This window comes from Staphylococcus pragensis, assembly GCF_004785665.1.
Classification (GTDB): domain Bacteria; phylum Bacillota; class Bacilli; order Staphylococcales; family Staphylococcaceae; genus Staphylococcus; species Staphylococcus pragensis.
Map to the genome: position 1 here is coordinate 356,397 of NZ_SRPJ01000001.1, position 23,940 is coordinate 380,336.

Annotated in this window: 47 protein-coding genes and 1 pseudogene; 40 read left to right on the plus strand and 8 right to left on the minus strand. The window is 32.9% G+C overall.

All coding sequences use genetic code 11. The features are described 5' to 3' along the window. Nucleotides 1-258 precede the first annotated feature (258 nt). The 6 genes from E2558_RS01775 to E2558_RS01800 form a co-directional block, all read right to left on the minus strand. A complete protein-coding gene (locus E2558_RS01775) occupies nucleotides 259-1,320 on the minus strand; it encodes a site-specific integrase (protein ID WP_126565277.1) in 1,062 nt (353 codons plus the stop codon). A 251-nt stretch (nucleotides 1,321-1,571) separates the two neighbouring features. Continuing rightward, complete coding sequence (locus E2558_RS01780) at nucleotides 1,572-2,390, minus strand: type II toxin-antitoxin system PemK/MazF family toxin (RefSeq protein ID WP_126565278.1); 819 nt, start codon at nucleotides 2,388-2,390, stop codon at nucleotides 1,572-1,574. A 3-nt stretch (nucleotides 2,391-2,393) separates the two neighbouring features. Beyond that, nucleotides 2,394-2,576 carry a hypothetical protein gene (locus E2558_RS01785; RefSeq protein ID WP_126565279.1) on the minus strand — a complete coding sequence of 61 codons (183 nt, stop codon included), beginning with the start codon at nucleotides 2,574-2,576 and terminating at the stop codon, nucleotides 2,394-2,396. A gap of 121 nt (nucleotides 2,577-2,697) precedes the next feature. Then, nucleotides 2,698-3,009, minus strand: a complete 312-nt coding sequence (locus tag E2558_RS01790; protein ID WP_126565280.1) for a hypothetical protein — start codon at nucleotides 3,007-3,009, stop codon at nucleotides 2,698-2,700. Between the two features lie 58 nt (nucleotides 3,010-3,067). After that, nucleotides 3,068-3,469: a sporulation protein gene (locus E2558_RS01795; RefSeq protein ID WP_126565281.1), complete on the minus strand. Its 402-nt coding sequence runs from the start codon at nucleotides 3,467-3,469 to the stop codon at nucleotides 3,068-3,070. 51 nt (nucleotides 3,470-3,520) lie between these two features. Continuing rightward, nucleotides 3,521-3,985: an ImmA/IrrE family metallo-endopeptidase gene (locus E2558_RS01800; protein ID WP_126565282.1), complete on the minus strand. Its 465-nt coding sequence runs from the start codon at nucleotides 3,983-3,985 to the stop codon at nucleotides 3,521-3,523. A 67-nt stretch (nucleotides 3,986-4,052) separates the two neighbouring features. On the opposite strand from E2558_RS01800, the gene E2558_RS01805 reads away from it, so the two are divergent. Beyond that, nucleotides 4,053-4,670 (plus strand): hypothetical protein, encoded by a 618-nt coding sequence (locus E2558_RS01805; RefSeq protein ID WP_077699538.1) that lies wholly within the window; start codon nucleotides 4,053-4,055, stop codon nucleotides 4,668-4,670. A 130-nt stretch (nucleotides 4,671-4,800) separates the two neighbouring features. Here the strand turns inward: E2558_RS01805 and E2558_RS01810 are convergent, their stop codons facing one another. Continuing rightward, nucleotides 4,801-5,127, minus strand: coding sequence for a helix-turn-helix domain-containing protein (locus E2558_RS01810; RefSeq protein WP_126565283.1), 327 nt, complete (start codon nucleotides 5,125-5,127; stop codon nucleotides 4,801-4,803). Between the two features lie 164 nt (nucleotides 5,128-5,291). Here E2558_RS01810 and E2558_RS01815 point away from each other — a divergent pair, with 164 nt between their 5' ends. The 4 genes from E2558_RS01815 to E2558_RS01830 all read left to right on the plus strand — a co-directional run bounded on the left by E2558_RS01815 (nucleotide 5,292) and on the right by E2558_RS01830 (nucleotide 7,520). Beyond that, the gene (locus E2558_RS01815; protein WP_119527341.1) at nucleotides 5,292-5,501 is read left to right on the plus strand and encodes a helix-turn-helix transcriptional regulator; all 210 of its coding nucleotides are present in this window, start codon (nucleotides 5,292-5,294) and stop codon (nucleotides 5,499-5,501) included. Between the two features lie 39 nt (nucleotides 5,502-5,540). Next, nucleotides 5,541-6,335 carry a DUF3102 domain-containing protein gene (locus E2558_RS12440; protein WP_229716368.1) on the plus strand — a complete coding sequence of 265 codons (795 nt, stop codon included), beginning with the start codon at nucleotides 5,541-5,543 and terminating at the stop codon, nucleotides 6,333-6,335. A gap of 3 nt (nucleotides 6,336-6,338) precedes the next feature. Continuing rightward, a complete protein-coding gene (locus tag E2558_RS01825) occupies nucleotides 6,339-7,175 on the plus strand; it encodes a ParB N-terminal domain-containing protein (RefSeq protein ID WP_126565284.1) in 837 nt (278 codons plus the stop codon). A gap of 102 nt (nucleotides 7,176-7,277) precedes the next feature. Next, entirely contained in the window at nucleotides 7,278-7,520 is a 243-nt protein-coding gene (locus E2558_RS01830) for a hypothetical protein (protein ID WP_126565285.1), read from the plus strand. Here E2558_RS01830 and E2558_RS01835 read toward each other — a convergent pair. Then, nucleotides 7,477-7,977 carry a hypothetical protein gene (locus E2558_RS01835; RefSeq protein ID WP_126565286.1) on the minus strand — a complete coding sequence of 167 codons (501 nt, stop codon included), beginning with the start codon at nucleotides 7,975-7,977 and terminating at the stop codon, nucleotides 7,477-7,479. The genes E2558_RS01830 and E2558_RS01835 overlap by 44 nt on opposite strands. 59 nt (nucleotides 7,978-8,036) lie before the next feature. On the opposite strand from E2558_RS01835, the gene E2558_RS01840 reads away from it, so the two are divergent. The 35 genes and pseudogenes from E2558_RS01840 to E2558_RS12310 all read left to right on the plus strand — a co-directional run bounded on the left by E2558_RS01840 (nucleotide 8,037) and on the right by E2558_RS12310 (nucleotide 23,919). After that, nucleotides 8,037-8,348 (plus strand): DUF771 domain-containing protein, encoded by a 312-nt coding sequence (locus E2558_RS01840; RefSeq protein ID WP_126565287.1) that lies wholly within the window; start codon nucleotides 8,037-8,039, stop codon nucleotides 8,346-8,348. A gap of 245 nt (nucleotides 8,349-8,593) precedes the next feature. Then, a complete protein-coding gene (locus E2558_RS01845; protein WP_126565288.1) occupies nucleotides 8,594-8,842 on the plus strand; it encodes a hypothetical protein in 249 nt (82 codons plus the stop codon). Beyond that, nucleotides 8,817-9,074 (plus strand): DUF2483 family protein, encoded by a 258-nt coding sequence (locus E2558_RS01850; protein WP_126565289.1) that lies wholly within the window; start codon nucleotides 8,817-8,819, stop codon nucleotides 9,072-9,074. Before E2558_RS01845 ends, E2558_RS01850 begins: the two co-directional genes overlap by 26 nt. Beyond that, nucleotides 9,067-9,690 carry a Sak single strand annealing protein gene (locus E2558_RS01855; protein WP_126565290.1) on the plus strand — a complete coding sequence of 208 codons (624 nt, stop codon included), beginning with the start codon at nucleotides 9,067-9,069 and terminating at the stop codon, nucleotides 9,688-9,690. The genes E2558_RS01850 and E2558_RS01855 overlap by 8 nt, the downstream gene beginning before the upstream one ends. Then, nucleotides 9,690-10,112 carry a single-stranded DNA-binding protein gene (ssb, locus tag E2558_RS01860; protein ID WP_126565291.1) on the plus strand — a complete coding sequence of 141 codons (423 nt, stop codon included), beginning with the start codon at nucleotides 9,690-9,692 and terminating at the stop codon, nucleotides 10,110-10,112. Before E2558_RS01855 ends, ssb begins: the two co-directional genes overlap by 1 nt. A 14-nt stretch (nucleotides 10,113-10,126) precedes the next feature. Next, the gene (locus E2558_RS01865; RefSeq protein WP_126565292.1) at nucleotides 10,127-10,816 is read left to right on the plus strand and encodes a putative HNHc nuclease; all 690 of its coding nucleotides are present in this window, start codon (nucleotides 10,127-10,129) and stop codon (nucleotides 10,814-10,816) included. Continuing rightward, nucleotides 10,797-11,036, plus strand: a complete 240-nt coding sequence (locus E2558_RS01870) for a helix-turn-helix domain-containing protein (RefSeq protein ID WP_126565293.1) — start codon at nucleotides 10,797-10,799, stop codon at nucleotides 11,034-11,036. Before E2558_RS01865 ends, E2558_RS01870 begins: the two co-directional genes overlap by 20 nt. Continuing rightward, nucleotides 11,033-11,752: a helix-turn-helix domain-containing protein gene (locus E2558_RS01875; RefSeq protein ID WP_126565294.1), complete on the plus strand. Its 720-nt coding sequence runs from the start codon at nucleotides 11,033-11,035 to the stop codon at nucleotides 11,750-11,752. Before E2558_RS01870 ends, E2558_RS01875 begins: the two co-directional genes overlap by 4 nt. A gap of 12 nt (nucleotides 11,753-11,764) precedes the next feature. Further along, nucleotides 11,765-12,535 carry an ATP-binding protein gene (locus E2558_RS01880; protein WP_126565295.1) on the plus strand — a complete coding sequence of 257 codons (771 nt, stop codon included), beginning with the start codon at nucleotides 11,765-11,767 and terminating at the stop codon, nucleotides 12,533-12,535. After that, nucleotides 12,529-12,693, plus strand: coding sequence for a hypothetical protein (locus E2558_RS12445; RefSeq protein WP_229716366.1), 165 nt, complete (start codon nucleotides 12,529-12,531; stop codon nucleotides 12,691-12,693). Before E2558_RS01880 ends, E2558_RS12445 begins: the two co-directional genes overlap by 7 nt. Then, nucleotides 12,683-12,925: a hypothetical protein gene (locus E2558_RS01885; protein ID WP_126565296.1), complete on the plus strand. Its 243-nt coding sequence runs from the start codon at nucleotides 12,683-12,685 to the stop codon at nucleotides 12,923-12,925. The genes E2558_RS12445 and E2558_RS01885 overlap by 11 nt, the downstream gene beginning before the upstream one ends. 10 nt (nucleotides 12,926-12,935) lie before the next feature. Further along, on the plus strand, nucleotides 12,936-13,340 hold the full coding sequence (locus E2558_RS01890; protein ID WP_126565297.1) for a RusA family crossover junction endodeoxyribonuclease: 405 nt from the start codon (nucleotides 12,936-12,938) through the stop codon (nucleotides 13,338-13,340). Continuing rightward, a complete protein-coding gene (locus E2558_RS01895) occupies nucleotides 13,340-13,534 on the plus strand; it encodes a hypothetical protein (protein ID WP_126565298.1) in 195 nt (64 codons plus the stop codon). Before E2558_RS01890 ends, E2558_RS01895 begins: the two co-directional genes overlap by 1 nt. Nucleotides 13,535-13,538: 4 nt before the next feature. Beyond that, on the plus strand, nucleotides 13,539-13,709 hold the full coding sequence (locus E2558_RS12305; RefSeq protein WP_168210209.1) for a hypothetical protein: 171 nt from the start codon (nucleotides 13,539-13,541) through the stop codon (nucleotides 13,707-13,709). Then, nucleotides 13,684-13,935, plus strand: coding sequence for a hypothetical protein (locus E2558_RS01900; protein WP_126565299.1), 252 nt, complete (start codon nucleotides 13,684-13,686; stop codon nucleotides 13,933-13,935). Before E2558_RS12305 ends, E2558_RS01900 begins: the two co-directional genes overlap by 26 nt. 144 nt (nucleotides 13,936-14,079) lie before the next feature. After that, a pseudogene (locus E2558_RS01905) lies at nucleotides 14,080-14,202 on the plus strand (dUTP pyrophosphatase); the annotation flags it as partial. Continuing rightward, the gene (locus E2558_RS12530; RefSeq protein ID WP_268233631.1) at nucleotides 14,156-14,278 is read left to right on the plus strand and encodes a hypothetical protein; all 123 of its coding nucleotides are present in this window, start codon (nucleotides 14,156-14,158) and stop codon (nucleotides 14,276-14,278) included. The pseudogene E2558_RS01905 and the gene E2558_RS12530, both read left to right, overlap by 47 nt. Continuing rightward, entirely contained in the window at nucleotides 14,278-14,427 is a 150-nt protein-coding gene (locus tag E2558_RS01910) for a DUF1381 domain-containing protein (RefSeq protein ID WP_308669905.1), read from the plus strand. Before E2558_RS12530 ends, E2558_RS01910 begins: the two co-directional genes overlap by 1 nt. Further along, nucleotides 14,420-14,656: a DUF7366 family protein gene (locus E2558_RS01915; protein ID WP_126565300.1), complete on the plus strand. Its 237-nt coding sequence runs from the start codon at nucleotides 14,420-14,422 to the stop codon at nucleotides 14,654-14,656. The genes E2558_RS01910 and E2558_RS01915 overlap by 8 nt, the downstream gene beginning before the upstream one ends. Then, nucleotides 14,649-14,816: a transcriptional activator RinB gene (gene rinB, locus E2558_RS01920; RefSeq protein ID WP_126565301.1), complete on the plus strand. Its 168-nt coding sequence runs from the start codon at nucleotides 14,649-14,651 to the stop codon at nucleotides 14,814-14,816. Before E2558_RS01915 ends, rinB begins: the two co-directional genes overlap by 8 nt. Further along, a complete protein-coding gene (locus E2558_RS01925; protein WP_126565302.1) occupies nucleotides 14,816-15,004 on the plus strand; it encodes a DUF1514 family protein in 189 nt (62 codons plus the stop codon). Before rinB ends, E2558_RS01925 begins: the two co-directional genes overlap by 1 nt. Before the next feature lie 13 nt (nucleotides 15,005-15,017). Then, nucleotides 15,018-15,239 (plus strand): hypothetical protein, encoded by a 222-nt coding sequence (locus tag E2558_RS01930; protein WP_126565303.1) that lies wholly within the window; start codon nucleotides 15,018-15,020, stop codon nucleotides 15,237-15,239. 17 nt (nucleotides 15,240-15,256) lie between these two features. After that, nucleotides 15,257-15,670, plus strand: a complete 414-nt coding sequence (locus tag E2558_RS01935; protein WP_107609689.1) for a hypothetical protein — start codon at nucleotides 15,257-15,259, stop codon at nucleotides 15,668-15,670. Nucleotides 15,671-15,808: 138 nt separating this feature from the next. Then, nucleotides 15,809-16,135, plus strand: coding sequence for an HNH endonuclease (locus tag E2558_RS01940; protein ID WP_011276055.1), 327 nt, complete (start codon nucleotides 15,809-15,811; stop codon nucleotides 16,133-16,135). A gap of 211 nt (nucleotides 16,136-16,346) precedes the next feature. After that, nucleotides 16,347-16,706 carry a hypothetical protein gene (locus tag E2558_RS01945; RefSeq protein ID WP_126565304.1) on the plus strand — a complete coding sequence of 120 codons (360 nt, stop codon included), beginning with the start codon at nucleotides 16,347-16,349 and terminating at the stop codon, nucleotides 16,704-16,706. Then, nucleotides 16,703-18,364 (plus strand): terminase TerL endonuclease subunit, encoded by a 1,662-nt coding sequence (locus E2558_RS01950; protein WP_126565305.1) that lies wholly within the window; start codon nucleotides 16,703-16,705, stop codon nucleotides 18,362-18,364. Before E2558_RS01945 ends, E2558_RS01950 begins: the two co-directional genes overlap by 4 nt. A 19-nt stretch (nucleotides 18,365-18,383) precedes the next feature. After that, nucleotides 18,384-19,529 (plus strand): phage portal protein, encoded by a 1,146-nt coding sequence (locus E2558_RS01955; protein WP_126565306.1) that lies wholly within the window; start codon nucleotides 18,384-18,386, stop codon nucleotides 19,527-19,529. After that, the gene (locus E2558_RS01960; protein ID WP_126565307.1) at nucleotides 19,522-20,388 is read left to right on the plus strand and encodes a head maturation protease, ClpP-related; all 867 of its coding nucleotides are present in this window, start codon (nucleotides 19,522-19,524) and stop codon (nucleotides 20,386-20,388) included. Before E2558_RS01955 ends, E2558_RS01960 begins: the two co-directional genes overlap by 8 nt. 62 nt (nucleotides 20,389-20,450) lie before the next feature. Next, a complete protein-coding gene (locus E2558_RS01965) occupies nucleotides 20,451-21,629 on the plus strand; it encodes a phage major capsid protein (protein WP_126565308.1) in 1,179 nt (392 codons plus the stop codon). A gap of 17 nt (nucleotides 21,630-21,646) precedes the next feature. Beyond that, nucleotides 21,647-21,943, plus strand: a complete 297-nt coding sequence (locus E2558_RS01970; protein WP_126565309.1) for a phage head-tail adapter protein — start codon at nucleotides 21,647-21,649, stop codon at nucleotides 21,941-21,943. Then, nucleotides 21,933-22,304 (plus strand): head-tail adaptor protein, encoded by a 372-nt coding sequence (locus E2558_RS01975; RefSeq protein ID WP_053029406.1) that lies wholly within the window; start codon nucleotides 21,933-21,935, stop codon nucleotides 22,302-22,304. Before E2558_RS01970 ends, E2558_RS01975 begins: the two co-directional genes overlap by 11 nt. Beyond that, on the plus strand, nucleotides 22,294-22,716 hold the full coding sequence (locus tag E2558_RS01980; protein WP_126565310.1) for a hypothetical protein: 423 nt from the start codon (nucleotides 22,294-22,296) through the stop codon (nucleotides 22,714-22,716). Before E2558_RS01975 ends, E2558_RS01980 begins: the two co-directional genes overlap by 11 nt. Continuing rightward, the gene (locus E2558_RS01985) at nucleotides 22,713-23,120 is read left to right on the plus strand and encodes a hypothetical protein (RefSeq protein WP_053029093.1); all 408 of its coding nucleotides are present in this window, start codon (nucleotides 22,713-22,715) and stop codon (nucleotides 23,118-23,120) included. The genes E2558_RS01980 and E2558_RS01985 overlap by 4 nt, the downstream gene beginning before the upstream one ends. Continuing rightward, the gene (locus E2558_RS01990; RefSeq protein WP_053029094.1) at nucleotides 23,121-23,735 is read left to right on the plus strand and encodes a major tail protein; all 615 of its coding nucleotides are present in this window, start codon (nucleotides 23,121-23,123) and stop codon (nucleotides 23,733-23,735) included. Nucleotides 23,736-23,748: 13 nt separating this feature from the next. After that, on the plus strand, nucleotides 23,749-23,919 hold the full coding sequence (locus E2558_RS12310; protein ID WP_168210210.1) for a hypothetical protein: 171 nt from the start codon (nucleotides 23,749-23,751) through the stop codon (nucleotides 23,917-23,919). Nucleotides 23,920-23,940 lie beyond the last annotated feature (21 nt).

Here is a 23,940-nt window from a genome sequence, read left to right on the forward strand (position 1 = left end):
ACAACGAACAATAATTTAGTGGTGATGTTGTCCACTCGTTGACAAAAATTTAAGGATTCTAGAATAAATTGAGCAAGTTAATTTTATTTCAACAAATCAAATTAGCTTAAAACCCCGTTAAATCGGGCTTTTATAAACGATAATAGAAAAGAAAAAACCACCGAAAAAACGGTGGTTTTAAATGACGGAAACGGAGGGATTGTCTGTTACCTTTAAATAAGGGGTTTCAAGCACTTCGTTGTCGACTTGTTGTCGGTTTTAGAAAAAAGAGAGTTTTGAATCTAACATTTCATCTTCTTGCGATTTCATCTCATCAAGTAAGTGGCTATATACTCGCCATGTAATTTCTATGTTTGCATGACCCAATCTCTTACTAACATATTGTATACTAAAACCATGACCTAATAACATTGAAGCATGCGTGTGTCTTAGAGAGTGAAGTCCATAATCGCTTTTCAATTCGTTTTTGGCCAATATGTTCCTCATTGCAGTTGTTACTGCTTTGTTAGTAATGAGTGAAATACCAGTATTAAATATATAACCGTCTTTATGAAGTGGCTTAGAATTTATCACATCTATGATATGTTTCATATCTTTAGAAGTAATCGCTACATGACGGTCGGCTGATTTAGTCTTAGTTCCTCTCAAGTGGATAGTGTTTTGGCTTTTATTGATATCCACTCTTTTGAGTTTCTGAACTTCACTAAATCTAGCACCCGTTGCTATCAATATATAAATTGCTAGATACGATAAATGTGATTTAGTAGATGAGGTTTGTTTTAATAATTGGTAGTCTTTTAAAGATAAATACTTTTGCTTTTCACTCATTGCTGCTTTTTTCTCATAGATTGGCGCATTCCACGTAGGGTCTTTATAAATTAGACGTTCATTTAATGCGTCTTTAAAAGCTTGAGAGAAACAATTGTTTAATTTTTTTACGCTTTCTTTTGTTCTACCTTCTTTTCTACCACCAATAAATTGACCTTCAGCATATTCTTTAAGCATTTCTCTGTAACCTAATTGACTGACATCTTTAATGAGAATAGAACCAAACTTTTCCTCAAACACATTTAAAGCACTATAATATCTGTTTAGTGTGGATTGAGATACTCTATCTACTTTATTTACTTTAATCCATCTTTCAAAGTATTCTATAAAGGTTATATCGTTTGCTAATTGACCACCTTTACTTAGATCAATGTATAACTCTCTTTCAGCTTGTATAGCGTCTTTTTTAGTTCTAAACCCTCTTTTTCTGTATCGTTTTCCTTCATATTGGAAATCGTAAGTCCAAGTGCCTTTAATCTTTTTAACAGACATAAAATCCATCCTTTCTAAAATATTTCCGTTTTGGTTATGGTTTTCACCTCCTTTAAAGAACGTATGTTCGACTGAATGGTTAAAAAAATAATAAGGGTAGGCGGGCTACCTGTAATATTGCATAAAAAAAAGACCAGATGAATTAACATCTGGTCACCGGAATTTCACCGGGAATGAGCTACTTATTAAAGTAGAAAGCGGGATTTCACCGCGAATTGTTAATATAAATGTACCAGATGTTACCCTTAATTTCAACTTTTTATGAATCTGATTATTATTTGTTTCTCAATTTTCTTTAAATCATCAGTGCTAATTCTGATTTTTCCTGTAGGATCTTCACTGTTTATTTTTTGAATTCTTTTTTTACTTATTGTAGTTATTGCAGAAACATTTGCAAAAGATTGTTTGTTTTTATGTCTATTGAAAACTTTCCGCACAAGTTTAATATTTTCTGCTTTCTTTTTCATTTTAGATATTTTTTCTTTGAAATTATCAGCTTCTTCTTTTATCAAATTTTCAATTTCTTCATATTGCTTATCTATATGTTCTTCCGTTAAATAACCATATTTAAATAGTAAGGCGCTTCTCTCCGCTTTGGATTTTATATAAGATTCATGTTTATCCATTATTAGATTAGCAAAATCACCAATTTTATCAGCTTCATCAGTTAATTCCTTAACTTTCTTATTCAATTCATCTATAGTAATGTCAAAAATAGAAGAGGTTAGTTGTTTATAATGAGTTGAATTTTTTGAAGATAAAGGTACTACTGTGAGAGTGCTTTTCTTGGGATTATCTTTTTTATCCATGACGATACAGAAATGATTGCCAGAAAATTCATTACCAATATTGCTACCTAAGTTTACATAAATGATAGTGCCTCTTTTGTACGTTGAATATAATTTATAGTTGCTTTTGTTTTCTTCTAGTAATTGAGTTGTATAAAAATCTAACCACTCAGGTAAATACTTAATTTTCCTATTTTCTATATTTGCATCATTGTAAATATCAATCAATTTTGTTGTGATATTTAAAAAGGATTTATAAACTTTTTCATTATTATTCTCCATCCCTCAACCTCCTTTGTTTAAATAATCTTCGTCTTCATCTACTTTACTTTCAATAATTTTAAGCACTTTTCTTACTTTATAAGATGTGGTATCTTTAGGTAAAGAATAGGTGAAGTAATTATTTTTAATCGTTTTCACTTCGTAAACAATTTCACTTGATTTTATTTTGCAGTTTAAAATTATCAATTCTAGTCTCCTTAAAATAGATAAATTCAATACACCTCATACAATTTAAATACTCCCAACGACTTCAATGTAATACCATGATTGCCATAATGAATAAGGGTAAGCCTGCTACCCTGGAATATTAATCTTCAGCTTCGTCAACAAGTGCGTTATATTCTTTAAGTAAAGCGTTATATTTGGACTGAGAAACACTATTTGATACTTTTGATTTACTTTCTGGTTTGTTTATCATTGTATTATAGTCATCTACTAAAGAGTTATATTGTTGAGCGGTATACGTACGACTTTGTTTTTTACTAGATTGATTTTCTGAATCCTTATTTCTCTTCGAAGCGTTCGACTTCTTATTATCTTTATTCGAGTTATCCCCAACTTGTCCACATGCTCCTAAAATTAATGTGCTTGCGAAAATTAATGCTAAGAATTTTTTCATAATATATATCCCCTTTGGTTTGTTTTTAATAATAAGATTTTATAAAAACATTAATTTCTTATTTGAAAACAATTTTATCTTCATCATAAGCATCAACTGAATAACCTACATATGCATGTGTTTTTAATATTAAATGTTTTGGTTCGCTTTTAAATTCATATTCATAAATATTAAATTTGAATTCTTCTGTTATTGTTTGGTGTTCTTTTAATTCAACATCTGTGTGTAATGTAAATGTTTGTAATTCATTTTCTAAAACAGGAAATTGACTATTTTTATCAGGATTTTCATATCTTTCTACTAAAGTTAATGAAATTTTGTTAATAGTTTGAACAGAACTACCACCCTCTATTCTTACAATTCCTTCCAAAGTATCATTACTATGAATACTTTTGTTTTTTACTAAAGTTTCGACCTTCACAGAGTTTATTCCAATAGAAGCAAGAATGTTTTCAAACATAGAATCAAATCCTTTCTGATTAAATATTTTAATTAAACAATTACCATAACACTAATCCACTCTATGCAATTTATACACCCTCAACGGATCAAACATGATAGAGTAATTACCGTAGTGAGTTCCAATACCAAATTTATTTTTATAATGTTCCAATATTTGTAATACGTGTCCTTCACTTAACTGAACATACTGCGCTAGTTCGTATAAGCTACTTACACCATAGTTATGTGCCTCCACAATAATGCGTAGGGGAAGTGCTGCTTCGTACCCGTGACGCCTAGCGTAGTTTTCAAATTTGCGATTTATGTCTTTAGATTGATCTAAGATATTCCCATATGTAAGTTTGTGGTGTGCTAGTTCTTCGTATAGCACTTCGGCTTTGCGTGTTTCGGATAGGTTGTTATTGATATAAATTTTACCGTTTATATAAAAGCCGGGTTGAAATTTAGGTAAACGATTAGTTTCTTCGATTTCTATCCAGTCGTTTTTTATACATAATTCTTCAAATAACCCCAAAAAATCATCCTCTCTTTAGTACCTGGTATCAATTGTGATATAATAAATAAAAAAAGTAGGTGAATCTTTGAATACTTTAGACATGCCGATTTTAAGTGTAATTATTTCATCTGGAGGGCTTGGTTTTCTTTCATTTCTTTTACTTAATAAAATGGGAAAAATTAAAGTATATGACAATCAAGATAAAGTATTTTATAACGTATTATTATCAATTTTAAATTTTATTATTCTGTTTTCTTTAATACTAATATTCAGTAATTTCTTTAATCTTCAAATTTCAATTTTATTAAGTCTTATAATAGCTTTAATTTCATCTACAATTTATCCGTTTTTAATTCCGCTAACAATTTTAGAAAAGATTAGAAAATCTATAAATAATTCTAGAAATGGGAGCGGATTAGCTTATCAGTATGCGGAACCTGTTAGAGAAATTGTATTTAATAATCCCAATGATACAGTTGCGTATATTTTCGATTTTGATAAAAATTTAATAAATTGTGGATATATCACAAATTTGAACACAAACTATAATGAACCTAACGAATTGATTATTGAACCCTTCGACAAAGAGCCTATACTTAAAACTTTTGAAGACATAGTCAAATGGTCACAACAATGTGATAATGAACCCAAAGTTCTAATAAATATAACCGAAAAAATCCAAATATATTTTATAGAGATGTAAATTATTTGTTTCCTGGTGGTTTTCTAGTCCCTTTTGTTTTACTAGGCTTACCTAATGATCTAGTTGAACCATTATTATATTTGCTCACTGTTTTTACTCCTTCCAAGTCTGCTTATGTAGACTTGTTTTTTTATTTATCTCTGTTCTTAACCCATTGAATAAATTTATTTACTTCTTCAATTTCCTCTTCAGTTAAACCGTCTTTGTCAAAATGAGCAGCCATTGTATCTTGTTGTAAACTTTTATCTTCTGTGATTCTAGATTTAGGTACATTAAAGTAATTGGCTAATTCTTGTATTTTTGAAATTCTAGGATATTTAATTTCTTTTAGCCAGTTAGAGATTGTGGACTGGCTTACGCCGATTGCTTCAGATAATTCTACTTGAGTGATGTTATTTTCTTTCATAAGTTGTTCTAAGTTCTCCGATAAAATTTTTCTAGCGCTTTTATATTCCATGTTTTTTTCTCCTTTAGTATTACTTAATGTAATACTAATTTACCATAAGTGATATTACTTTACAACACTTATTATCACTATTTCTAAAAAAATATCACTTTAAGTGTTGACATATTACTTTAAGTGATAGTATAGTTGTAAGTGTCAACAGGAGGTGATACGAAATGCCAGAGGATTTTAAAGAGTTTCCGGTAAAAGTGTGGCGTACTAATTCAAAAATGACACAACAAGATGTAGCTGATAAATTAGGTGTCACTAAGCAATCTGTAATAAGATGGGAAAAAGATGATGCTGAATTAAAAGGGTTACAACTTTATGCTTTAGCCAAATTATTCAACACTGAAGTTGATTATATAAAGGCTAAAAAAATTTAATATAAATATCACTTTAAGTGATAATAGAGGTGATAATAATTGAACGAATTACAACTTAGTAATGACTTAACCACAATAGAAACAGAAATCAAGAGTTACCAAAATATTGCTGGTCAGTCGATTTTCGAGATTGGTCGAAGATTGAAACACGTGAAAGAGAATGACTTAGCACACGGTGAGTTTGGTAAGTGGTTAGAAAATATGAACTTTAATCACAGTACCGCAAACAAAATGATGAGAGTTTCTGAAAAGTTAAATTCGTATACGTATACGAATTTGGGATTAAATGCATTGGATATGATTGCTACGTTACCCGAACCAGAACGCACTAAAAAACACACAACATCAACGGGGGAAGTTAAAACTCCAGATGAAATGACAGTTCGAGAATTACGAGAGTTAAAAAAACAACTCAAACAACGTGACGAACAAAACGCCCAACTTCAATCTCAAGTAGAACAAGCACAACGCTCAGAAGAGATTGCTAAGAAACAACTAGAGGACGCAGAGAGTAGAGAGCCGGAAGTGATTGAGAAGTATATGGAGCCAGAAGATTACCAAAGTATAAAAAATATGAATGAACATCTTGAAAGTGAACGTGAATACTATAAAAATCTGGCAGATGACTTTAGAAATGAAGTTAAAGATATGATGGATCAACCTAGTAATGCAGCAACTTTCACTAAAGAAAATGATAACCAAGATTATACGCCGATATTATTGAAAATCTTAGAACCATCAGAACTATTTATACAAAATTATAAAAATCATATTAATGAAAAAGAAGTAATAAACAAATTAGAAGAAATTATTAAAAAGTTAAAGGAGCAATAAATTATGAAACGAGTAGATATTAACGGAGAAGCATTTGAACAAAACACAATGAATTTACCAGTAAACGAAGTGTATAAAACGGACGATTTAGATATGTTCAAATTCACTAAATTTAACAGGAATATTCTTTTTACAGATGAAATGCTGAAACAAGCGAAAGAAGGCTTTATTAGTCCGATAATTGTGAACGAATACATGGTTGTTATTGACGGTCAACATAGATTAGAGCATGCAAAAAAAGCTGGAGTACCAATTGAATACATTGTTAAACCAGGACTAACTGAACACGATATTGTGCGTATGAATACAACTCAAAGACCATGGAGTTTACTTAACTTTATCGAGAGTTATGCAAATCAAGGTTCTGAGGAATATGTGTCACTTTTGAATTTACTTAATAAAAAGTATGCGGGTACCACAGTAGTTATTTCAGTCGCAAGAAACAACACTACTGCCACAGGTGTTACTGAACTTATAAAATCAGGAGAATTTGAATTTATTAATTTTGAAGAAACACTTAATTTCTTAAAGTATTATGAAAAGTTTAGAAATGAAACTAATACACCTAAAAGAACGAAAGTGGCATTAGCATTGTATTCGTTATTTAGAATTGATGGTTTTGATGGAGATAGATTAATACGAAAAGTGTTACAAAAGAAATTTGATGATGATTTAAGAGTTAAAGGTTACAACCTTTCTGAAGCATTGAAAGAGTTTATTGATAAATATAATGACAAATTAACACAAGATAGTCCTTCTTTCATTGAATACTACGTTAAAAACAACGGTGAATTGATTATTGATAACCCCAAAAAAGACTGGGCAAAAAAAGACTGCTAAATAAGCAGCCAACGAGTAAATATTAACAATTTAATTATACCACAAGAGGTGGTGTCTGACCACCTCTCACAATCGAACAAACAACTTAAAGGAGGAATTCAAATGCTAGAAAATCAAGAATACATGAATGATGCAGAGTGGAGACTTTATGGTATGAAATCTGATTACGAGAAAGCAATGAGAGCAGCGGGGGAAGAGAACACTCATAGAACATTTGAAGTACATGACAAAGTTTTAAAAGAAATGAAAAAAGAAGAACTTACGTATAGAGAAGCATACGCAGTCCTTCAATTAGTTCATCTTACTTTGAAACATGAGTCAGAGTTTGTAAATCTTTATCAGTAACCAATGTGACAAATTGTAATTCTGAAGATTTATCAATCTCTATAAATGAGAAACATTCACCGGTTTTTAGATTTTTAACGTCAAAAGCGAAGTTATCTAACCGAGATGAGTCGACCTCGAATTGATCAATATAAAACTTTAAAAGTCTATAAACGTCGAAAGAATTTTCGCTTTCTAAATAACGAATTATTTTCTTTAAAGGGGTTTCAAAACCTTCGAAGTCGTTACCAGCACGTAATTTACGATATAACTTTTCAGACATTAGAGGTATTTTTTCATTATCGCCATCTGATTTGATACTACTGAAAACAGCATTTTGGTTTGCAGTATCTTTGATGAAATTAGCAGTAAGTAATTCATTATTTAATTCAAAAACAATATTCCAGTTTTTTGTTACATGCTCTTTGTTCGCTTTTTGAATTAAAAAATCTAAAGATTGCAAGAATTTGATGTCCATATTTCACACCTCCCTTCATTAAGGGATAAATCAATTATACACGAAAGGAGTGTTAATAAATGGAACAAACTATAACATTCACATTACCTGACACTCATGTTCTTATACCTAAAGTTGAATTTGAAAAATTGGTAAGTAATTCATTACCTGCGTTTTGGACTATGGAAGATCTAATCAAAGAGTCGAAGTTGAGTAGGTACAAAATAGAAAAAAGAATATTAGAAGTTCCTAGATTTAATAAATACCTCAAAGAAAATGACATTTGGTTTGAAGGTCAAGGTGGAAGTTCATCTCATTACTTCGACGCAGAATTAATGTGGAAATTTTTAAAAGATTATAAGAAAGAGATTTATAAGGGGATGAAGAAATGACAAAGGATGACAAATTATTTTTAATAACAGGCTTTATGTTTATTGCAGTGTTTTTCCTATTGTTAATTGCTTTAAATGTATTCATCACTAATGCAGCTGCATATGCGTTGTTAGTATCTACACTAACTTATTTGTTTTTTGACACTTGTTACTACACAAAAAAAGACTGATTGCTACGCCAATAGCAAACAGTCAAGCACTAATAAAATGAATTTCGACTTAATCATATTACAGGAGGACTAATCATGCAAGAGGTAACTATATCTTTAAAAGAACATAACAACCTACTTAAAGACAGTAGAGATTTAGTTCTAGTTAGTTTAGAAAACAAGAAATTAAAAAGACAACTAGATACTGCAAACGAGCATATCAAAGATTTAAACGACAGTATCAATTTATATATAAGCCTATATCAAAGTGCAGATGCTAGAGCGGACAGAGCAGGTAAACGATTGGAGGAGTATGTGAATGCAAGAGCCAATATCAAATTGTGAAGTAGAGTATCGCATTAAAGATAATCACTTTGGACGTTGGATTACTAATAAACCTACTGCTCAAGAATATGCTAATTACAACGCTTTAAGAAGTAATGCTCGTAAATTCAACGGTTTAGACGAAATCGATATAGATTGGGATAAACACTTGATTGAAGTATCGAGAATTGAAACGAAAGAAACACGAAAAGTATACAATTTTGAAGATTTGGAGGAGGTAAACAATGACTGAACAACCTATCTTCTCAGACAAGTTTAGAGAATTAAACAGTAGAGATGTAAGTGCGCATGTTGAAAAAAAACAAAACTTAAATTATTTATCGTGGGCGTATGTACAACAAGAATTAACTAAAGAAGATCCAAATTATACAGAGAGAGTAATTGAATTTCCTTATCCAGATTGTTCAAATGAAAATTTTTTTGTTCCCTATCTCAAAACCAACGAAGGTTACATGGTATGCGTCGAATTAACAGTGTTCGGTGTAACTAAACGTGAATGGTTGCCAGTTTTAGATTACAGAAATAAACCAGTAACGGTTGGTAGTGCTACTGCAATATTTGATATTAACAAAGCAACTAAGCGGTGCATGGTTAAATGTGCAGCTAAGTTTGGACTGGGCAACTACTTATATTTAGGTGAAGAAGTACCAGACGTGAGTGATGAACTAAAAGAACTAACTAAGAAAGAGGCAGAAAACTTTATTGAAGTAGTCGAAAATGCAGGGAAAACCGAACAATTTAAAAAAGAAATTATCAAGTTGAAAAATATGGACGTAAATGAATTAGAAAGACAACAAATTGATAAAACAAGAAATCTTATAAAAACATGGTTAGGAGAGATTGAGTAATGATAAACAGAGTAGTTTTAGTAGGTAGATTAACGAAAGATCCAAACTTTAATGAAGGCAATGTAGCGAATGCAAGATTTACATTAGCAGTAAATAGACCGTTTAAAAATAAAAATGGCGAACAAGAGGCTGATTTTATAAATGTAGTAGCTTTCAGACGACAAGCAGAAAACGTAAATAATTATCTATCAAAAGGACAACTTGCCGGAGTAGACGGTCGTATTCAGACACGCAGCTATGAAAAAGATGGCCAACGTGTATATGTAACAGAAGTTGTGGCTGACAGCGTTCAATTCTTAGAACCAAAGAATAACAATCAACAAAACAATCAATCTCAACAACAACGAGGGCAAGCACCAGCAGGTAATAACCCGTTCGCTAACAACAATGTTGACGACAATATAGATGATTTACCTTTCTGATTGGACTGATTTAATTGGCTAAAATCAAAAATTACATTACTCAAGATGACGGTACAACAACCGTTGTCATTGAGGGTGTAGAACTAGATAACAAGACTTCGCTCTTACTCGATAACGGGTTTGATGTAGAAGTCGATGTCATTCCAGTTGATCCATTCAGAATTACAAACAAGCAACGTAAGAAGATATTCGCACTTGTCAAGGATATAGAAGTCCATACAGGTATGCCGATGGATTACATGCGTCATATGTTTATCGAATATGTAAGAACGTATTACGGATATGATGAACGCATTTCACTTAGTAACTGCACACGTACACAAGCCAGTCAGATTATCGAAGTGACAATCGATTGGGTATTCGCTAACGGAATAATACTTGCTTACAAAACAAGTGATTTATTAAAAGGTGATAAGTCGTTACTTTATTGGGCAACAGTCAATCGTAACTGTGTGTTATGTGGCAAAAGCGGAGCAGACCTTGCACATCATTACGCAATAGGTCGTGGTGCTAATCGTAAGAAGATGCAGCATTACGATTATGAAGTATTAGCTTTATGCAGAGAACATCATTCCGAACAGCACAACGTAGGCGTTAAGTCTTTTGATGAGAAATATATCTTACAGGATAGCTGGATCAAAGTAGATGACAGACTAAACAGAATGCTGAAAGGAGAGAAAATAAATGCGATCAATAATGATTAGACCAGAGAATAGAATGAAAATTGCTCAACGCATAAATGAAATAAGATTAGATGCTAATATGCTCCAATCTGAATTTGGTGAGCGTTTAGGTGTAGGACGATTAGCTGTGTGTCGTTGGGAAAACAGAGCGCAGTTACCACCAATGAAAACAATTAGAAGAATGGCAGAAGAATTCAACACTACACCTGAGTGGATATTGTACGGAAGTGATGAAGTATGAGTGACAAGGTGAAAACTAGCATTACTGGTTACGGACTTGTATTCAAACGAGTAATGAAAGATAGAAACATCAGTATAGAAGCTAAAGCATTATACAGTTACTTATCGGCTTATGCTGGTGCAGATGAAAGCTCATTTCCTAGCGTTGAGTTAATCAAGCATGAACTTAATATAGGAAAGCAACGTTATCAACGTGCTAGACGCGAATTAGAAAACGCAGGTTATTTACAGGTTGATAGAAAACAGAATGGAAATATCTACGGAAGTAATTTATACACATTATTTCATAATCCTCGACAGCTTGATATCCGACCGGTCGACAGTCAACCGGTTGAAATTCAATCGGTCGACAGTCAACCCACTACAAATAACAGTATTACAAATAACAATATAACAAGTAACAGTAAGACAATTAATAATAGCGCAACTGACGTTACGCGTGAACGTTTTGAAGAATGGTGGAAACTTTACGATAAAAAGCTAGATAAGAAGAAAGCGTTCAGCTTATTCAAATCAGCACTTAAAAAACATGAATTCGACACCATTATGAATGGGACTAGAGAATATCTAAAAACAATTACAGATAAACAGTATCAAAAGTATCCTAAAACCTTCCTATCACAAGAAAGTTATTTAAATGATTTCCAGCAAGAACTACAACCTAGTGGCATGGATCAACTAAACAGAATGAAGTATGACGAAAGTTATTGGGACTAGGAGTGATAAGCAATGCAATCGTTAGGAAGTTTAGCAAGAAATATCAAGCCTAATCAAAATATTGTAGAAGAAGAACATAATCTTAAATGTGAAAGATGTGGCAACACCTACGATTATTACAAATTCAATAACGGAAAAGAGTTCAGACATGGTTGTGATTGCTCAATGATTGCTGCTGGTAAAGAAGCTGAACAACAGAGAAAGCAAAAGTATCTCAATCGTATCTTTAACCAATCTAATGTGAATGCGTCTTTACGTGATGCAACAGTTAAAAGTTACCAACCACAAAACGAACATCAAATACAAGCGAAGAATACAGCTATTGAGTACGTTAAAACATTCTCGTTGGATAAACCTAAGTCATTAATACTACAAGGCTCATATGGTACTGGAAAAAGCCACCTAGCGTATGCCATAGCAAAGGCAATTAAGAAACAAGGGTATTCGGTAGCATTCATGCACATTCCAATGCTAATGGAACGCATTAAAGCAACATACAATAACAACGCTACTGAAACGACAGATGAACTCGTACAGCTATTAAGCAGCATAGATTTACTTGTACTTGATGATGTAGGTGTAGAAAACACTGAACACACATTAAACAAACTATTTTCAATCGTAGATAACAGAGTAGGTAAGAATAATATCTTTACTACTAACTTTAGTGACAAAGAATTAAATCAAAATATGAACTGGCAACGGATCAATTCACGTATGAAACAAAATGCAAGAACGGTTCGAGTGCTAGGAGATGATTTCAGAGGACGTGACGCATGGTGACGATAGACGACATCAAACTCAATCTTGAGTGTTCAGATGTGTATGCTCAGAAACTCATAGAATACGCACAGGGCGACCAAGACAAGTTGGAGGATATATACTTCCAGAAACTTGCAGAACGTCGTGTAAGGGAGGGTGTGGTCGAATATGGGACTTAGAGAAAATCAACCTAACGCATATAGCCTATATGAAAGTGACGGTTGGGAAATGCTTAGGGTTCTGCCTAGAGATGACGGTAGTTTCTATCTTGCTAATAAAGGTGGAATGAGTGATAAGCATTTTAAAGAATTTGTGACTAAAGATGAGTTAGCAAAGATGAAACGTAAGCATAAATTATTTAGAAAAGAAGAATTACAACAGCAGACAACAATAGATGAATTCTTGTTCTAGGAGTGACAACGTGCAGATAGAAATTAACTTTAACGAAACGTATGAGGCACCTATTGGCTCGCCTCGTCCACGTTTCACAAGACGCGGTAGTTTTATTCAAACTTACATGCCAGCGTCTTATACAGCGCATAAGAAGTTTATACAGAGCCAGTTACCTAAAAAGATGTTGAATACACAACTTAAGGTGTCGCTTTACTTTTACTTTAAACCACCTAAGAGTTGGTCGAAAAATCAAAAACTGATAGCGATAGGTCAGTACAAACGTACTAAACCAGATATAGATAACTTAATCAAAACTGTGCTAGATGCAGCGAACGATCATCTATGGAAAGACGATAACCAAATCGTTGAAATACACAGTTTTAAGCAATATGCAGAGGAACCGAAAATTATTTTAGAAGTGGAGGAAGTGTAATGCAGGAAGAAACACTAAAACTCACATTCGATTTAACTGTGGAAGTGGAACAACCTATTTGGATAAATAATCATGCAGATAGAGAAAACTATATCGAACATTACTCTGATAGATATAAAAATGACCCTTACAATTTACTCGATAATATCAAAAACATTACTGACGTTAGTGTCAGTTACGCAGATTGGAAGTGACACCATGATAAAAGTGAATTTAAACGGTAAACGTTACAGATTGTGTGATGTGTACAAATATTTTGATGTATCAGATAGTACGGTTCGTAAGAGATATGACGAAGGATTGCGTGGTCCAGAATTAATACATGGTAAGGGAGTATATCAATATGGTGCAGACGTACGAAAGAAATGAAAAGGAATTAACAGCTAAGCAGTTGTATGAGATACAGCAAGCTGAACTTAGACATGAAAGAGCGTTGAAACGTAAACGCAGAGAAGAACGTATTGCTAAAGCTAAACGCGCAGAGCGTGAAGTGGCTAAACACAGAGTGAATACTAGGTATTTTAAAAATCTAGTACAAAACAATCTTATGGTTAAAGTCAAAACAGATCAATACGGCAATGTACAGAGGGGGTAGCGGAATGAAATTACATGAATTAAATAAAGGTGACGACATTTGGTTTAAATATCCTATCGTTAGTGGTAGGTTTTGGTGTTTTAAATATCGAAGGACAAGCGACAGATGATTTGTATCAATTACCTAATTCTTACGGTATCAAAAAAAGGCGACAAACTCGCACAACTCGTTATCGTACCTATTTGGACACCAGAGTTAAAAGAAGTAGAGGAGTTTAGTTATGTGTCAGAGAGAGGGACAGACGGCTGGGGAAGTACAGGGTACTAATTCCAAACGTGTCGAAATCGATACGGTTAAAAATAAGGACATTCTAGAACGTGTAAAGGAAGTGCTTAATAAATAATGCAATACCTAATACGCCAATTCACAGATAGCACAGGTCACATTCACACCGACATTGAGAAAGCACGTACAAATGAAACTCTCTCTATTGTGGAGGCAGAGAGTAAGGAAGAGGCGCTAGAAATGTTTGAGGAGGGGAACAATGATTAATATTCCTAAAATGAAGTTACCAAAAAGATACACTGAGACAATCAAAAGACTTAAAAATAGCACGCCAGAAGAAAAGGTTGAAGTTGAAGATGACTTTATAAAAGCTGTCAATGATAGGGAAAGTAAATTTTATAGCCCTATGATGGCAAGTATGAATGAACAGGAATTAAGAACTATGATTAGAACGGCGACTAATTTAATTGATATTGAGGAGGATAAAAATGATTAAACGACTACTAAAAATATGGTTCATCATCGGAATGTATGAACTAAGCAAATATCTAACTAACGAACTTATTGTTAAGTTGCAGAGTGAAGATGATGTGGAAGTGCCACAAGACTTTACAGAAGACGATCATATCCATTTGAATGCTGAGGTGAGTGAGTAGTGTGGATAGCACTAACCATTATACTCGCAATAGCATTACTGATTACATTAGGTAGTAATTCAATCTTGCGTAATGAATTAGATGCACAGAGATATACGAATGTGTACCTATTCACTAAGTACGTGAGAAATTGCGATATAGAAGATGTGGAGTTTGAGATTGAGAGAACGAAGAAACAGTTTAAGTAATGGAGGTAATGTAATGGATAATATATTTAATATGGACGGCAGTAAAAAAGAAGATATTAATATTCAGAACCAAATATATGAATTGAAATCAACTTTCCCTTTAATACTTGAAGTGGCCAGATTGAAATCTGAATATCAACGTGAGAGATTAACAAGTTTAAGACAACAAGGTTTTACAGAAGAACAAGCATTAGAAATCATCAAAGTAGAACGTACACCTTTCGACCAACAATAAATAATGGAGGTAATCATTTGTACACACGTGATGAAGTGAGAAACATGATAGACAATTATAAGTGGATGCATAATATTATAGAAGCGCAAGTGTATGATGCAGACAGTACATCAACAGCACAGTATGGTATAGAAGCAGTGATGCCTAAAGCCAAAGGTGGTACAGGTGATAAGGTATTAGTTAAAGTATTGGATAGGAATAGAGAGTATCGACGTAATGTTAAACTACTTAATAAGCTACAATTTATAGATAAGTATGAAGAGTATGTAACAGATGAAATGAACTATCATATACTACAATTGATTAAGATAGGTATCAAGCACAAGACTATCATGGAGCTTATGGAGATAAAGAGTAAGTCTACGTTTTATGGATGTGTCAATGAGATAGTCAATGTATACATGGATGCGCAACAAGGATACTATGATTAAACGAACACATCGAACCATTCGAACACATCGAACCATATGTGCAATCAATATACAATTAGTTTTATAATATAGATATACGATAATGAATACACAGGCACAGCACATTAGTGTTGTGTCTTTTTGTTTGGAGTAACAGAGATGAGCAAAGCATATGCGGATTATATAGAACAACGAACCAAGAACAAAGGTTTCTATTCAAACGCTAGATGGCGTAAAACAAGACTAAAGGTGCTAGCACGTGATCATTATGAATGTGTGATGTGTAACGCTGAAGGTCGATTGACAATTAATCAAAAACAATCATTAGAAATCGACCATATTATTGAGTTAGAGAAGCAACCAGAACTTGCATACGATTTAAATAACTTAAGAACCTTATGTAAATATCATCATAATAAAAGACACGGCAGATTTGAACATAATCCAAACAATCGAAAAAACAAATTTAATGATGAAAACTGGTGAATAGAAATTATATAAAAAATAAATATAATTCAAAATTTAAAAGTGTAAAAAGTGTCAAATACCCCCCCGGTTTCAAGAACCGCGCCACAAAAGGAATCGCGGAAACCGGCGCTTGGGTCAACTCCGTGGATTTATCTTTCAAAAAGATACGTAAGGGGGCTTGACAAATTAAAAAATAAATAAATAAAAAATATGTAAAGGGGGGAGGGGGTTGAAAAAAGATAAATATCTTAAAGATAAATTAACTTCTAACCAAATTAAACGAATCAATGCTTCTGAAGATTACTTATTGCAGCAAATAGATGCGGATAATGACATAGAATTAGAAAAAGTAGAGCGGTATATTAATTTATTAAAGTTATTTTATGCTTTGGACATTTATATTGAACAATCTGGACCTATAACAGTAGTCAAAAATGCATCACAAGAATATGTTAAACCTAATCCAGCTATCGCAGAAAAGAATAAAGTAAATGGATCATTACTTGCATTAGAAAAATCATTCCACTTAGAAAGAAAAGCCGAAGAAAGACGCAAGCAAGAACAAGCGAAAGGACCTGATTTAACATGAAGATACCTAAATATGTTACAGACTATATAGAAAAATATAAATCAAGCAACGTTATCTTTAATAAAGAGCGCGTTAGACTTGTTTCTTTTTTAGAAGATAATATCTTGCAACGTGACGACCTTTATTTTGACGATCAAAAAATAGAAGATTATATCAAATTTAGTGAGAAATGGTTTTTTAAACTACAAGACTTCCAAAAATTCATTTCATGTTTTGTATTCTTATATGAAAAAGATACCAAAACACCTTATTTCTCGGAATTCTTTATATCTATGGCTCGTGGTGGAGGTAAGAATGGCTATATTAGTACTTTAGCAGCGTTCTTTATGACACCATTACATGGTATTCCTAAATACAATATGTCAGTAGTAGCTAATAGTGAGAAACAAGCGCTAGTAAGCTTTAGAGAAATTTATGAAATGATAGAAAGTAACAATTTATATATTACAGGCGAGCGACCTAATAACCCTTTTTATTTAAGTAAAGTGTATGTGGAAGGAACAAGCACCAAGTCACAATTCTTATTCGATACTTCTAATGAAAAAACAAAAGATGGCGCTCGTGAAGGTTGTATTTTCTTTGATGAAGTACATGCTTATGAAAAAGATACAATTATTAACATCAAACGAAGCGGACTAGGTAAAGTTGCACATCCACGTACTTTTTATATCGGTACTGACGGATATGTAAGAGAAGGATTCTTAGATAGGTTAAAAGAAAGAGCAGATAACGTATTAAAAGGCATAAACCCTGAAGATAGATTATTCCCTTTTATCTGTAAAATTGATGATAAAGAAGAAATAGATAAACCAGATTTATGGGAGAAAGCAAATCCTATGTTCGAAAATCCAAAAAGTGAATATGGCGCTCAATTATTCAAAGAAGTTCATCAACAATATTTAGGACTTCAATTTAATCCATCTAATCGACCAGAATTTATGACTAAGCGAATGAATATGCCTGAGACAGATACACAAAGTGTTGTAGCACCTTGGGATGACATTATGGCAACTAATCGACCTATTCCACCACTTGAAAATAATGAATGTATTGGTGGACTTGACTATGCAAGTTTAAAAGACTTTGCAGCAGTCGGTTTACTGTTTAGATCGGGTGATGATTATATTTGGAAAACTCATTCATTTGCTAGAAAAGAATTTCTTGATAAATACAAATTAAAGCCACCTATTCACGAATGGGAGAAAAGAGGTTTATTAACTATTGTAGATGAACCAACAATAAATCCTAAACATATTATTGATTGGTTCATTGAAGCACAAAAGAATTATGGATTACAAAAAGTCGTAGCTGATAACTTCCGAATGGACTTACTTAGACCTCTATTTGAAGATGTAGGTATCGAATATGAAGTGATTAAAAATACACGCGCTATTCAGTCCTTACTTGCACCAAGAGTTGAAGATATGTTTGCACAACATCATCTTATCTTTGGTGATAATCCTTTAATGCGTTGGTACACGCAAAACGTTGCCGTTAAGATACGCAAAGACGGCAACAAAGAGTATGAAAAGAAAGAGCCTATAAGACGTAAAACTGACGGTTTCCAAGCACTTATACATGCATTGTATAGAGCAGATGATTTAAAAGATTCTAATTTAGAAGAAGAAATCAATCTGTTGAAAGGCTTGAGATTTTAAAGGAAGGAGGGAGTAAGCTATGGGACTATTCGATAAGGTATTTAGAAAAAACAATGAGATTTCGTGGATGTATGACTTAGATCTTTTACAAGAAACGAGTTCTAAAGCCTATATCAAAAGAATGGCTTTAAATGTAGTAGTTGAGTATGTAGCAAGAACAATCGCTCAATCCGAATTTAGAGTAAAAGAAAACAATCATGTCACTAAAGATGATATGTATTATTTATTGAATGTTCGGCCTAATCCTAACCAAAATGCTACACAGTTTTGGCAAAAGTTCATTTATAAACTTCTTGTTGATAATGAAGCATTAATCATTAAATCAGATGATGATTATTTGTATGTAGCAGATGATTTTGAACATGAAACAGAATTAGGGCTACTACCACATCGTTTTAATTCGGTTATGGTGAATGATTATAAATATAATCGCTATTTTTCGATGGATGATGTGATTTATTTAGAATACGCCAATGAAAAACTGGACAAATTCTCATTAGGACTATTTGAAGATTACGGTGAAGTATTTGGTCGTATGTTAAATATGCAACTTAAGAAAAATCAAATACGAGGCGTTTTAAATATAGGTTCAACACAATTAAGTACGAAAGGTATTCAAGACTATATTGATATGATTTTTAATACTTTTGAGAAAAATCAAGTTGCAGTTGTACCTTTAACTAAAGGTTTAGAGTACGAAGAACATTCAACAAACAACTCTAGTGCAAACGGTTCTGATTTCAAAGAATTAAGGCAAGCAATTGAAGATATTCTTATTTATATTGCGCGTATTATAGGTGTAGCACCTTCTCTTATATTAGGAGAAAACGCAGACTTAGAAAAAGCGATTGAAGCAACTAATAAGTTCTGTTTTAAACCATTAACCAAGAAATTAGAGCGTGAGTTAAATTCTAAGCTATTCTTTAAAGATGAGTACCTAAGAGAAAACAAACGTATTGAAATTGTCGGTATAGATAAGAAAAATCCAATTGAATTAGCAGAAGCTATTGATAAGTTACGTTCTTCTGGTACATATACTGGTAATCAGATACGCGTCATGCTTGGTGATGAGCCAGGAGATGATGAACATTTAGATGAATATGTACTGACTAAGAATTATGAATCAGTTTCACCAGTTGGAGGAGGTGAGACTAATAATGAGTAATCCAATTGTGAGAAATGTCACGCCAGTCTTTAGAAACGAAACTAAGAATAACAAGCACATCTTAACGTTGTCAGGCACTATTGCTAACTTATCTTTTCTTGACGACACTATCAGCGCTAAAGCTGTGAAAGATTCGCTTGATAATGTTAAAGAAGATATTGTTATTCGCTTAAATTCTGGCGGTGGTGATGTGTTTGAAGGGATAGAAATTTATAATTACTTAAAGTCCTTATCAAATCACATTACGATTGAAGTCACTGCATTAGCTGCAAGTGCTGCATCATTAGTTGCAATGGCAGGAGATAAGATTATCATCCGAACAGGTGCAAATATGATGGTACATGAGGCTTCTACAATGGCTTTTGGTAACAAATCAGACATTCAGAAAACATTGAACGCTTTAATTGCAATTGATACATCTATTGTTGACATTTATCACGATAGAACAGGTTTAGATCGTGATGAGATTGTTAATCTAATCACTAATGAAACATGGTTAACTGCAGATGAAGCAATCAATAAAGGTTTTGCAGATGAGAAATCATCTCGTAAATCTGTTGAGAAGCAGAAAGAAGGTGTAGAAAACTTGAAAGACTCTAAATATGTAGCAAGACTTAAAGAACAAAGAAGCATTCTTAATGCAATGATTAATGAAGCAGAAGAAGGAACACCAGATGAACCTTCAAGTGATGATTCAAATGAACAACGTATTGCAGATTTGGAAAATGAAGTTAAAAACATTAAGTCACGCCTAGATAAATTAGAAAAGGGCGATGACGAAGGTAGTAAAGGCGAAGGCCAAGGCGGAGGTACTAATCCACCACCAAAAGAAAATAAATTTTCAAGATTTGCATTTTAAGTAGCTATTAACAATTGATGTTAATGGCTATTTTTTATGCATAAATTTAAGGAGGAATATTAATGCCTATCAAAGTAGGAGAGAAATTAAAAAACTATCAAGATCATAAAGCACACTTTGCAGAGTTAGTTCGCAATGGTGCAAGTGATGAAGAACAATCAAAAGCATTTGGAGAAATGTTTGATGCATTATCAAACGATTTACAAGAAGAAATTTCAGCAGAAGTGAATAATCGTGTAGTAGACAACGGTATTTTAGCTAAACGTTCACAAGATCCTTTAACTTCAGAAGAACGTAAATTCTTTAATGAAATCAATACAGAAGTAGGATATAAAGAAGAAAAATTATTACCGGAAACAGTTATTGAACGTGTGTTTGATGATTTACAATCAGAGCATCCATTACTTTCAAAAATCAACATTCAAAATGCAGGTTTAGTAACACGTATCATTAAAGCAGAACCAACAGGTCAAGCTGTTTGGGGTAAAATCTTTGGTGAAATCAAAGGCCAATTAGATGCTGCATTTGATGAAGAAGAATTCAAACAATCTAAATTAACTTGTTTCGTAGTTATTCCAGATGACTTAAAAATGTTCGGGCCTAACTGGGTAGAACGTTTTGTTCGTACTCAAATCGAAGAAGCTATTTCAGTAGCATTAGAAGCTGCATTCTTAACAGGTGAAGGTGCATCTAAAGACCAACCAGTTGGATTAATGAAAGATATCCAAGAAAATGGCGGTGTCGTTGATAAAACAACATCTGGAACTTTAACTTTTGCAGATGCAGATACAACTGTAAATGAATTAAAAGACTTATTAAAAGGCTTATCTGTTAAAGAAAACGGTAAAGAAGTAAACATTGACGGTAAAGTTGTATTAGTAGTTAACCCACAAGATTCATGGGATGTACAAGCGCGTTATACTTACTTAACTGCTAATGGTGGTTTTGTAACTGTATTACCTTATAACATACAAATCGTATCATCTGAATTTGTTCCAACAAATAAATTAGTTGCTTTTGTAACTGATCGCTATGATGCAGTACGTGGTGGCGGATTAACAGTTAAAAAATTCGACCAGACTTTAGCTTTAGAAGATTGTATTTTATACACTGCTAAAACATTTGCTTATGGTCAACCGGCTGATAACAATGCATCACGCGTGTATGACTTAGAATTATCTACTGCAGTTCGTACTTCAACTCCTGCAGGTGGTACTACAGACGGTGCAGCACAAGCCTAAGAAAGTAGTTGATACTAATGCCAAGCGTTAAGATATCAGATGAAATTTTAGATGAATTTAAAGAATACACTAAGATTTCTCATAATACGGAAGATGAACACTTATTACGTGTTTTAAATATGTCTTACGAGAACTTAGAAACACGTTTTGGCGTATTTGATATTAATAGTAATTTAAACGGTAAAAACTTAGTTTTTGCACGCGCTCGCTATGATTATGAAGACCTTTTAGAGTTTTTCAACGACAATTACCAAGATGATTTATTGCATTTTGGTTTTAATAATTTGAGAAAGCGTGATGAAAATGAAGAGTAAATTTAAAAAACCATATATCACTACAAAAAAGTTAAATACACGTGTTCATTTTTACACTTATCAAGAAAATACTGGTCCTGAAGCTGGTATAAAAAGAAAAGATAAACTCTATAGTTGTTGGGCATACGTCCCACAATGGAAAATGACAGAGCTTCAACAAGCTATTTCCAATGGTACAGAGCATGACGTTAAAATTTTTATGCGAGAAACACATGGCCAATATATTCCTAATGAAAAACATTATGTAGAAATCGAATCACCTTATGTTCATCAAGATTTAAATATTAAATTGGTACAACCTGATGTAGAGAACGAACAATTTTTAATGCTAACTGCAGGGGTGGTATCAAATGGCGAGTAAAAATTTTACAGGTATTCGAGCAGATGGTTTGAAAGAACTACAAAAAGAGCTTGAACGCCGATTCAGTCGCAAACGATTAAACGAGATTATAGATAAAGCCTTAATAAAAGCAGGGAAGATTATTCTTGAAGCAATCAAAGGTAATATACGTACCTTTAGAGATACTGGTGCTGAATATGCAGAGGCTAAACTTTCGGAGCCATATTGGGATAAAGGTATACGTTCTATCCGTGTTTATTGGGAGGGACCTCATCATAGATATTCAGTTGTTCATCTAAACGAAAAAGGTTTTCATGCTAGAAACGGTAAATTTATTAAACCTAAAGGTTATGGTGCGATAGATAAAGCAATCCGTTCAGCTGAAAAAATATTTTATCAGACAGTGCAAGAAGAAATGGAGAAATTATTATGATTGATATTTTAAATGAGATATATAGCGTCATTAAACAAGACGAAAAGTTAATGAAGATATTAAATATCAATAATGTTAAATTTAATGATTATCCAGATGTCAAAGATATAACCAAACCTTATATTGTTATAGATGATTTTGATGATCCTATCCCAGAATTACACTATGACGGAGAACGTGCTGCTTACAGCTATATCGTACAAATTGATGTCTTTGTTAAAGCTAGTGATGACTATAATGCTCGTTTAAGAAGGAATGAAATATCACAAAGAATTAGCGATTTGCTTTGGAAAAATCTTAAAGCAGGTCAAGTTAGTAACTTAGGCAATGAATATGATAAACAGTTCGCTTTGTATCGCTCAACTAGACGATATGAGGCGATTTTTTATGAGGAGGAAAATTAAATGGTAAAATACGCTAAAACACCAAAATCATTTATTAACATTAAAGACTTAGGCTTTGCCTTATTAGATACAGATGAATTGGATGGCACAATTAAATACAGTAACGTAATCCAAACACGTGGTTTACAAGAAATTTCAGTTGAAACTGGTGGCGAAATCGTAAATGCTTATGCAGATGGTAGTATTATCGAATCAGGTAACACTGATGGTGAAGGTAAAATTTCAATGACTATGCATGCATTTCCACAAGAAATTCGTGAGTTAATTTTCAATGAAATTTATGATGAAAATGGCGTTTTTGAAGAAGTTAAAGGTAAACAAAACCGTTATGTAGCAGTTTGGTTTAAACGTGAACGTCGAGACGGTACTTACCAACATGTAGGTTTAACAAAAGTAATGTTCTCAGATCCTAACTTGGAAGGTAAAACTGCTGAAGAAGATTGGGAATTCTCATCTGAAGAATCAGAAGGTACTGCAATGCACCGTATCGCAGACGGTAAACGTAAGATTTTATTCGATAGTGCTCGTGAGGGAGCTAAAGAAGATTCATTCTTCGAAAAACTATTAAATGGTGCTTATGATAGTAAAACAGAAGTTAACACAGCTTCTGCATAAGGAGTGTTAACGCATGGCTCAATACAAAGTTTTAAAAGATGCAATTGATTTAAAAACTGATAAAGAGTATAGACAAGATGAAATTATCGAAGAGAAAGTTAAAACAATCAACGACTTTGAAAAACGATTAAAAGCAAAAGGATATGAGTTACCTTTCTTTGAACGTTTAGAGGAAGAAGAATAAAACATTAGGACGGTTTAAAGC